This is a genomic window from Pseudorhizobium halotolerans, assembly GCF_902153235.2.
In the GTDB taxonomy this organism is placed as follows: Bacteria; Pseudomonadota; Alphaproteobacteria; order Rhizobiales; family Rhizobiaceae; genus Neorhizobium; species Neorhizobium flavum.
Genome location: NZ_CABFWE030000013.1, coordinates 104,318 through 113,254 on the forward strand (window position 1 = coordinate 104,318; position 8,937 = coordinate 113,254).

Consider the following 8,937-nt stretch of genomic DNA (forward strand, 5'->3'; position numbering starts at 1 on the left):
ATCGCTCGCTGCACCGTCGCAAGGCTGATGAGAATGATGGGTCTTCAAGGCATCATTCGTGGCAAGCCAATCAAAACCACTGTATCGGACAAGTCTGCCCCGTGTCCGCTCGACCGCGTCAACCGCCACTTCAAGGCTCCCGCGCCGAACATGCTGTGGTTATCCGATTTCACCTATGTCGCGACCTGGCAGGGCTTCGTCTAAGTGGCCTTTGTCATCGATGCCTTCGCCCGCCGCATCGTCGGCTGGCGGGCCAGTCGAACGGCGCACGCGGGATTCGTCCTCGATGCTCTCGACCAGGCACTGCATGATCGGCGGCCCGTCAAACGTGGCGGGCTGGTTCATCATTCCGACCGCGGCTCGCAATACGTGTCCATTCGCTTTTCCGAACGGCTGGCGGAGGCGGGCATCGAGCCGTCTGTCGGAAGCGTCGGCGATAGTTACGACAATGCTCTGGCCGAAACGATCAACGGTCTTTACAAGGCCGAGGTCATTCATCTGCGAGGACCATGGCGCAACTTCGAAGCCGTAGAGTTCGCCACGCTCGAATGGGTCGACTGGTTCAACCACCGCCGTCTTCTGGAACCCATCGGGAATATACCGCCAGCAGAGGCAGAACGACGATACTACGCCATGCTGGACGCACCAGCTATTGTCGCTTGGCAGATAAACGTGAGAATGCGGCTGTTTCGGCCAGGTTTGGCATTTAAAGGTGAGAATCCGAGCGACCGGATTCTCACATTAACTGCAATCGCGTCAACACGAACGCCCTGTATTCTTTGAATTTAATGCGCCGTCGTGGGTAAATTCTACGCCGTTACGCTGCTGCGCCCGGTTCTCACATTAAATGCCAAAGACCCATCTTGAATCTCAATTTAACTGTACATTCTCAAACTATGTGTACAGCTAACCTTCTGAAATCGTTGACAGGCGATTCTCACGATTAACTGCAAAGCGACAGCCGCTTTATGATGCGGGGATAAGCGTTGAGGAGTTGCTGGATGAGGGCCGGGTGCTGGACAGATCCGGCGGCGACGTCGGCAAGATTGAGAGCCTGATTTTCGCAGACAATGGCGAGGCTCTGGCCGTTATTGCAGAAATCGGCGGCTACTTTGAAATGGGCGGGACTCACGTCAGCATCCCCTGGAACCAGTTGGATCTCTCTGATGACGATCTCACCGCGAAAGCACCCATCGACGAAGACAATCTTGCTGACTACACTCAGTTTGACGAGAGCGGAATTCTGACCAAAGCGGATACTTCCAAGATCGGCAGGGTTGAAGCAGACCGGGGGCTGGATCTCGGAGAGAAGGTATTTCGTGCACGAGATCTGATGGGCGATCACGCCTATATCGCGAATGATCGTCGCTGGGGGTACGTGAACGATCTGGTTGTTCGCGATGGACGACTGGTCGCGATCGTCGTCGAAGTCGCGGCGCAGGGGCCTTCCCGCCACTATGCCTATCCTTTCGATGGGGAGCCACAGATTGATCCAGGCAGCCGGCGCTACACGCTGCCACTCAATGAGAACCAGATCGCTGACATCGAGGAGTTCGACTACGACAAACTCGTTTCTGGCAGCCATACCGGCGCCATTTCGATCGAGTAGCAATGCCGAACATGATCCAGCGCCGAGAGAATTCTTTGCGAACTGGCGGTCATTTGCTTGCCTGGCTGCTGGCAGGATCTGCGGTCATTGCAAATGTTGCCGGATACGCTCTCGATCTCTACGACAAATGGTGGTGGTTCGATCGTGTCCTGCATGGCTTCACCATCCTGGCGCTCACCTACTGGTTGGCGATCCTCCATGTCCTGCCTCTGATACAGCCACGGTTTTCGGCCGGTATCCGATCCATACTGCTGATTGTCTCAGTCGGTATTGCTGCCGGCGCCGTCTGGGAGGTGGTGGAGTGGGCATTTGACTACGTCTCGAATGAAGACGTGATCAAGGGCAAGCATGACACGATTCTGGACATCATCATGGATACCATCGGCGCGCTTGCCGCGTCGGCGCTGGCACTCCTGTTCGATCGCGGGGAACCCCGGGGGAATGCAGGCGAGGATCGACAGCGGGCTGTGGCGGATGACGACAATCCGCGCGCGACGTCAGTCTCGTGATCACCGCGTGGGCCGGCCGGATTGCCAGATCGACGGGCTCACCTCCAGCATCCGATGTCCGTGAGCCAAATAGAGGAACAGAGATCCGCCGCCGGTCCGACAAGGGCAGGTGCGGACCAGCACCATGATTAGCCATCTGGTCTCCAGTGATACCAGTTGCCACAGCGACACCAACGAGCCCCCATCTACTCAAAGCTGGAGCTTGTCGCGACTCTCCCATGATCGACCTTTTCGTCTGGCAGTGCAGACTGGAGGTGGCGCGACTCTCGCCTACGTGACTGCGAATGCCGCTGGCACGCCGGAGCCGTCGTGGTCCGTGATTTCGGCGCTCTTCGTGATCCAGGCGAGCCTGGGCGGAACAATCCGAAGTGCTCTCAGCCGCCTGATGGGCGGCGCCGTGGGGCTTGTTTTGGGTCTGGTCACGATCTTCCTGATCGGAACTGGAGGCTCTATGACCGTCTTGGGACTTACGATCGGCGTGGCCATGATGGCCGCCCTTGCTGCGATCAAGCCTAGCCTCAGCTATGGTCTGGTTACCGTGACCATACTAATCCTCGCACCAGGCGTGGAAGTCATCGAGGGGGCGCTGGTGAAGGCGGTGGAGATCACGCTTGGCTCTCTATGCGGTGCCGCCACTGCCGCTGCAGTCATGCCGCGGCCTGCCCATCGGCTGGTGGACGACCGGTTGGCCGACGCCCTGGAGGCCGCTGCCGATCTCGTCGCCGCAGACCTGCGGAGCATAGTTTCCACTGCAGATGCCGGGCAGAGGCGCTGCCAGGACAGGATCGAACAGGCACTATCACAGTCTCGCGCCTTGCTTAACCAAACACGACCGCAACTGCGGCCGACCGGCGAAGCGGTCAAGGCAAAGGCGGCAATGAAAGCCGAGATCGAGCGGTTCTGGTATGGGCTTCGCTTCCTCGACCATCTTACGGAGCCTCTGCGAGCTGCCCGTCTACCGAAGGAGGCCATGGATCTGGTAGAGGAGCTTGGCGCGGCGGTCCGGGATCGGCTGCTTCATCTGGCTCGATCCATGAGAACAGCCGAGCCCCTTGAACTGTGGCGGCAGCAGCCGGCCGAGTTCTTGGAGGATCTCGACAAAATGGACGTCTCCATCGAGGATCGACCGGTCGAGGAAGTCCAGTTCCTTTTCGCTCTCACCTTCTCCTGCAAGTTTCTGGTCGAAGGAGTCGCTCGTATAGATGCCAAAGCGCATGCAGCGTTGAATCCTGCGGCATGACGAAGCGCACTAGCGCAGCTCAAACTTACCGCCCGGGACGGAAACAGCAGAACGCAGGCTTTGGCATGGCCAAGCCTGCGTTCGCGGCGAGAACTCCCGTTAGCTCTGCTGGATGGGCAGAGCAATGAAGCGGCTGCCTCGCTCCCCTTCGATCTGGAAGAGCGCATGGCTCCTGTCCGACTTGCGCACGTCCGCCAGGATATCCTTCGCATCGTCGACGTCGGCTACCTCGTTGTTGTTGATCGAGGCGATCCGTTCACCTTCCGATATGCCTCGCGCCGCGGCCTCAGATTCAGGGTCGACCTTGGCAATCAGCAGTCCCTTGCCATCCTGAGCAGGTGCAACCGTCAGACCAAGGCTTGGCAGGGCATCCTGGCTGGAAGGCGTAGGAGCCTTCTCCTTCTGCCCTTCCTGCGCCTTGCCATCGGCATTGGCGAGATCGCCAAGGGTCACGTCGATGGATTTCGTCTCGCCCTTGCGCCAGACTGAAAGCTCGACCTCCTTCGAGGGACCCGCCGAAGCGACCTTGACGGAGAGGTCGCGCGCATCCTCGATCGGTTCGCCGTTCATGGAAAGGATGACGTCGCCCGCCTCGATACCCGCCTTGGCGCCAGGAGACCCTTCCTGCGGTTCGACGACAAGCGCACCCTGTTGCTTTTCAAGACCCAGCGACTCGGCGATCTCCGCGTCGACCGGCTGGATCTGCACGCCAAGCCATCCGCGCTCGATTTCGCCGTCGTCGATCAGATCCTGCACAACGTCCTGCGCTACATAGGCGGGTATCGCAAAGGCGATACCGACATTGCCGCCAGAAGGCGAAAAGATTGCGGTGTTGATGCCCACGACCTCGCCATCCAGGTTGAAGGCAGGGCCCCCGGAGTTGCCGCGGTTCACGGCAGCGTCGATCTGAATGTAGTCGTCGTAAGGGCCGCTTCCGATGTCCCGGCCAAGCGCCGAGACAATGCCGGCCGTGACCGACCCGCCGAGTCCGAACGGGTTGCCGACAGCGACAACCCAGTCGCCAACGCGCGCCTTCTTATCATCGGCGAAATCGACATAGGTGAAATCGCGCTTTGCATCGACCTTCAGAACCGCCAGATCGGTGCGACTATCCTTGCCGACAAGCGTCGCCTCGAGTTCGGTTCCGTCGTCAAGCAGCACGCTAAACTCGGTGCCGTTGTCGACGACGTGATTGTTGGTCACAACGTAGCCGTCTTTAGAGATGAAGAAACCGGATCCTTGAGACATTGGCCGAGCGTGCTGCGGAGCATTCTCTCCATCAGGTATGCCCTTGAACCCCGGTCCGCCGAACTGGTCAAAGAAGCGTCGCAGCGGGTGGTTCTCAGGAAGGTCACCAAACCCCTGACCCGACCCGAAGCCCGGCATGCTATCGGATACCTGCTTCATCTCACCCTTGACGCGGACAGAAACGACGGCCGGCGACACCGCCGTGACGACATCTGCGAATCCCGGAGCCGCGGCCGCTGCGTCTACCTTGACCGGATCAGCAAAGGCCTGCGCAACGTAACCAGTTGCTCCGCCATAGACCATGACAGTCGCAAGGCCTGCAGCCGCTGAACTTTTCAGGATGGTTTTGAGGCGCGTGCTATTCGTGTTGATTCTCATTGATAAACAATCTCCTTCCATTGTGAGCCGTCCGGCTCGATGGCCCGGAAGATAGAGACGCTGACCTTACGAGGAGGTGGAAGGCATATGAAGGATCGTTAAAGTTCGCCTTTCCATCTCGTAATCTGTGACTGCCCGGGACTGCGAAGCGGCAGCTTGCGGGAGAGCCCGCAAAGCGGGGGTAACGGAGGAACGATGCAGCACGTCTCCGGTTACCGCCTCCACCGCGCGCTGTTACTACTCCGGCAACCCATAGGCGATGATCGTGTCGCTGATCGGCGTCTCCATGAAGTGGTGGCCGCCCGGATAGATGATCACGAACTGTCGCCCGTCGACTTCCACCACCATGGGGTTTGCCTGACCGCCGCCGGGAAGGGTGTCACTCCAGAGAGTTTCGCCGGTCTTGATGTCGATCGCGCGGATCAGGTTGTCGGTGGTTGCTGCGATGAAGATCAGTCCTCCCGCAGTTACAGCCGGACCGCCATTGTTCGGTGTACCGATGGTGACCGGCAACATGGACGGGATGCCGAAAGGACCGTTGCGTCGCGCCGAGCCGAATGGCCGATCCCAGACCGTATTGCCGGTGGCAAGATCGATGGCACGGATGCCGCCATAGGGGGGCTCCTTGCACAGGAGCCCGGTATACTTCACCCGCCAGCCGGCATTCACGTCGATCGCGTAAGGGGCGCCGATCTGTGGCCCTGCTTCCCCTAGCGGTCCTTCGCTGTCCGCCGGCGGCTCGTAGATCGCCCTGAGGCCTGCTTCGTCGGCCTCTTGGCGCGGCACAAGCCGGTTGTGGTTCGGCATGTTGTTGTAGTTGGCGATAAGCAGGCCCCGCTCGGGATCCACAGCGACCGACCCCCAGTCGTTGCCGCCGTTATAGCCGGGATATTGGATCCAGCGCTGGTCGGATGTGGGCGGCGTGTAGATGCCCTCGTAGTGGGAGCGGCGGAACTGGATGCGGCACCAGAGTTGGTCGATGGGCGACATGCCCCACATGTCCTCCTCCTCCAGCGCCGGAAAGGCCAGCGTATGATATGTGGAGAAAGGCTGGGTGGGCGACAGGTAGTCCGGCTCGACGCCACCCTGCGGCACGGGCCTTTCCTCGACGGGAAAGAGGGATTCACCGGTCTCTCGGTTGAGAATGAATATGTCGCCCTGTTTGGATGCCAGGACGACGGCCGGCACCCCGCCATTGTCCGTCGGGAAATCGATCAGCGTCGGCTGGCTGCCGAGGTCATAGTCCCAGACGTCCCGATGAACCGTCTGGAAGTGCCAGGCGGGCTGGCCGGTCGTTACGTCCAGCGCCACCAGCGAGGTCGAGTACTCGTTTTCCTGTTCGCTCCGGTTGGAGCCGTAGTAGTCGACGGCGGAGTTGCCGAGCGGCAGGAAAACATAACCCAGTTCTTCATCGCCGGCGGGGATCGTCCACATGTTCGGGGTGCCGCGTGTATAGACTTCTTCAGGCCCGGCCTGGCTGGTGTCGCCGGGACGACCCATGTCCCAGGCCCATTCGAATTCTCCGCTGACGGCATCGAAGCCGCGGATAACGCCGGACGGGGAATCTTCGGCATTACCGTCCTTGACCTGCGCGCCGACAACGACCACGCCGCGGACGATGACGGGCGGCGATGTCAAGGAATACCAGCCAGGCACTGTCTCGCCCAGCCCGCGCTCCAGATAGACCATGCCATTGTCACCGAATTCGGTGCAGAGGCGGCCGGTCTCGGCATCGATTGCAATGAGGCGCGCATCCAGTGTCCCCCAGATGATCCGGGTCGCGCAGGCATCGTAGGGGTGTGCATCCGGGACGTCGAAATAGGCTACGCCCCGGCACGTTGCGCCATAGGGGATTGCGTCTGCAGGAACCATGGGATCATAGCGCCATTCTTCCTTGCCCGATCCCGCATCAATGGCAATGATCTTGCCCATTGGCGTGCAGGTGAAGAGCTTCTCGCCGATCTTCAGCGGCGTGTTCTCAGGCGAATACTTGCCCTCCGCCTCTGACGATGGCAGGTCGCCGGTGTTGAACTCCCAGATCCGTTCGAGCTGGTCGACGTTGTCCGGCGTGATCTGGGTCAGCGGCGAATACTTGGTTCCGTGAATGTTGCCGCCCCAGGCCGGCCAGTCGGCACCGGTTTCGCGCATGGCAAGTGCGGACCGATCCTCTTCTGCGGATTGACCCTCCGGCGCGGGATCGTGGGGAACCTCCGGATTGATGACGACGTCGCTTTCGCTACCTGCAGATGGCTCCTGAGCGGAGTTCCGATCGGTGAGGGGTGCGGTAGGCGCGGCCGGGGCAATGCTACTGCCATCGGCCGGTGGTTGCACCGGCGCCTGCGCGGCAGGGTCGGCCGGTCCCTCTTGTGTATCGGCCTGAGCAAAGACGGAGGCGGGCCGAAGCCAGGGCGCGGATGTTACGCCGATCCCCAAGGCTGCCAGGACGGCCATTGCGGTCGCCAGTCCTCGTTGACGGGTGCTGTGTTGCGGGTCGCTACGGCGCAGGGACGGTATGGCTATGAGAACCAGCAACAGAATGACCGTCGGTGCAACCACTCGGGGTACGAGCGGCCACCCTTGAAGCCCGACCTCCCAAAGGGCCCAGATGAGCGTGAACACATAGGTGGCCCCATAGGCGAGCACACCCAAGTATCGACCTGTCACCATCAAGATACCCGAGAATAGAAGCCCGATACCGGCGGCCGCGTAATACCACGAACCGCCCAGCGTAATCAGCCAGATGCCGCCAATGCCGATGACAAGGCCAAGCAGGACCAGGAGAAGTCCCAGCAGGAACGCGTACCAGCCAGGCGCTTGACGAGGAGTTGTGCGGGGGGACGTGTGATTGGTCATCAGCCGTATGCCTCCTGAGGTTGATGTCGCAGCCGTGAGCTCAACAAGGCGAAAAAACGATTGTTCCTGTACGGCCGTCGAAAGTTCCAGAAGTGAAGAAACCAGTGCGTCAGCCGGATTGGCAATGAATGGTGGTAGATCCGCGTGAACCAAAAGCGGTGTATTGCTTCGCCGCTGATCTCGCCTCGCCTGTGCTATTATCCTGTCTGGTCAAGTGCGCGTCCCTTGATCTGCGACGCTTCGCTTTCTGCATTTAAGGCGGTCGTACTGAACAAGGCACATGGTCCGAGCCGCAGTCACGGCTGACATTCTTGTGATGCTGACCCCGAGGCCGGCGGTGGCTGCTGTCCTAAAGATCAGACTATCACCGTAACGTGTCCTGCGGGACGGAGATGGATCGCGCAAGCGGACGCTGAGAGTACCAGGCAGAGACTGCTGCAATCTGTTCGTCCGTCATGTTCCGAGCAATCTGGTCCATGATGTGGGCATAGGCCGTTCCGCCTCGCTCGCCCTCCTGCCAAAGCTGAAGATGCCGGGAAAGATACCATTCTGGCTGGCCTGCCAAGTACGGATAAAACGGATTGCCGCCCTGTGGCTCAGATGCATGACAGCTTTGGCAGGCGGGAATCTTTCTTGGTCCGATGCCCTCGACGGCGATGCGTCTTCCTAGCTCCAGCAGCTCCTCGCGGCGGGACGGCGGTCCGGCGCTCGCGGCCGTTGGGACGGCCGCGTAGGATAGACTCCCCTCGCCTTCCAGGACGCCGGCCTCGTCCTGCCGGGAAAAGGGCAGTGTGGCGACGCCTACGCTGTTGCCCGGACCCGGATCTGCAAATGGAACCTCTCTTGCTGGCGCGACGATGTTCTGGGACCGCGAGGTTCCCGGAACCGCAGCCTGCGCTGCCGGTTGTTCTGAGTAGTAGCGGGCCAATGCCTCAAGAATCTCTGGAGCGTACCTTCGTGCGGGCGGCTCCATGAAGCCGCTCTGTCTCTCTCCGTGCGCGAATGCCTGAAGCGTCGCATACGGTGGCGTCGCCTTAACCTGACGTAGGACGCAATCATTTCTTTGTCCTGAATTTCAGGCTTGGATCGGCAACGCGATC

Annotated in this window: 6 protein-coding genes and 1 pseudogene; 4 read left to right on the plus strand and 3 right to left on the minus strand. The window is 60.4% G+C overall.

Translation table 11 applies throughout. The features are described 5' to 3' along the window. The 4 genes and pseudogenes from FN060_RS19525 to FN060_RS19540 form a co-directional block, all read left to right on the plus strand. Positions 1 to 783 (plus strand): annotated as a pseudogene (locus FN060_RS19525) (IS3 family transposase); the annotation flags it as partial. Positions 784 to 1,012: 229 nt separating this feature from the next. After that, positions 1,013 to 1,609, plus strand: a complete 597-nt coding sequence (locus FN060_RS19530; protein WP_142589663.1) for a PRC-barrel domain-containing protein — start codon at positions 1,013 to 1,015, stop codon at positions 1,607 to 1,609. A 2-nt stretch (positions 1,610 to 1,611) separates the two neighbouring features. Then, a complete protein-coding gene (locus FN060_RS19535) occupies positions 1,612 to 2,118 on the plus strand; it encodes a DUF2238 domain-containing protein (RefSeq protein WP_052642700.1) in 507 nt (168 codons plus the stop codon). A 124-nt stretch (positions 2,119 to 2,242) separates the two neighbouring features. Next, positions 2,243 to 3,358 carry an FUSC family protein gene (locus FN060_RS19540; RefSeq protein ID WP_142589664.1) on the plus strand — a complete coding sequence of 372 codons (1,116 nt, stop codon included), beginning with the start codon at positions 2,243 to 2,245 and terminating at the stop codon, positions 3,356 to 3,358. A gap of 99 nt (positions 3,359 to 3,457) precedes the next feature. On the opposite strand, the gene FN060_RS19545 is transcribed toward FN060_RS19540, so the two are convergent. From FN060_RS19545 to FN060_RS23600, 3 genes are all read right to left on the minus strand, one after another. Then, positions 3,458 to 4,984: a Do family serine endopeptidase gene (locus tag FN060_RS19545; protein ID WP_082077841.1), complete on the minus strand. Its 1,527-nt coding sequence runs from the start codon at positions 4,982 to 4,984 to the stop codon at positions 3,458 to 3,460. 237 nt (positions 4,985 to 5,221) lie between these two features. Then, positions 5,222 to 7,837: an outer membrane protein assembly factor BamB family protein gene (locus FN060_RS19550; RefSeq protein WP_142589665.1), complete on the minus strand. Its 2,616-nt coding sequence runs from the start codon at positions 7,835 to 7,837 to the stop codon at positions 5,222 to 5,224. 364 nt (positions 7,838 to 8,201) lie between these two features. Next, on the minus strand, positions 8,202 to 8,810 hold the full coding sequence (locus tag FN060_RS23600) for a c-type cytochrome (RefSeq protein ID WP_052642707.1): 609 nt from the start codon (positions 8,808 to 8,810) through the stop codon (positions 8,202 to 8,204). Positions 8,811 to 8,937 lie beyond the last annotated feature (127 nt).

Excerpts from the sequence above, each read along its gene's own strand:
- FN060_RS19535 (WP_052642700.1), top strand. The coding sequence starts at position 1,612 with ATGCCGAACATGATCCAGCGCCGAGAGAATTCTTTGCGAACTGGCGGT.
- FN060_RS19540 (WP_142589664.1), top strand. The coding sequence starts at position 2,243 with ATGATTAGCCATCTGGTCTCCAGTGATACCAGTTGCCACAGCGACACC.
- FN060_RS19545 (WP_082077841.1), bottom strand. The coding sequence starts at position 4,984 with ATGAGAATCAACACGAATAGCACGCGCCTCAAAACCATCCTGAAAAGT.
- FN060_RS19550 (WP_142589665.1), bottom strand. The coding sequence starts at position 7,837 with ATGACCAATCACACGTCCCCCCGCACAACTCCTCGTCAAGCGCCTGGC.
- FN060_RS23600 (WP_052642707.1), bottom strand. The coding sequence starts at position 8,810 with ATGGAGCCGCCCGCACGAAGGTACGCTCCAGAGATTCTTGAGGCATTG.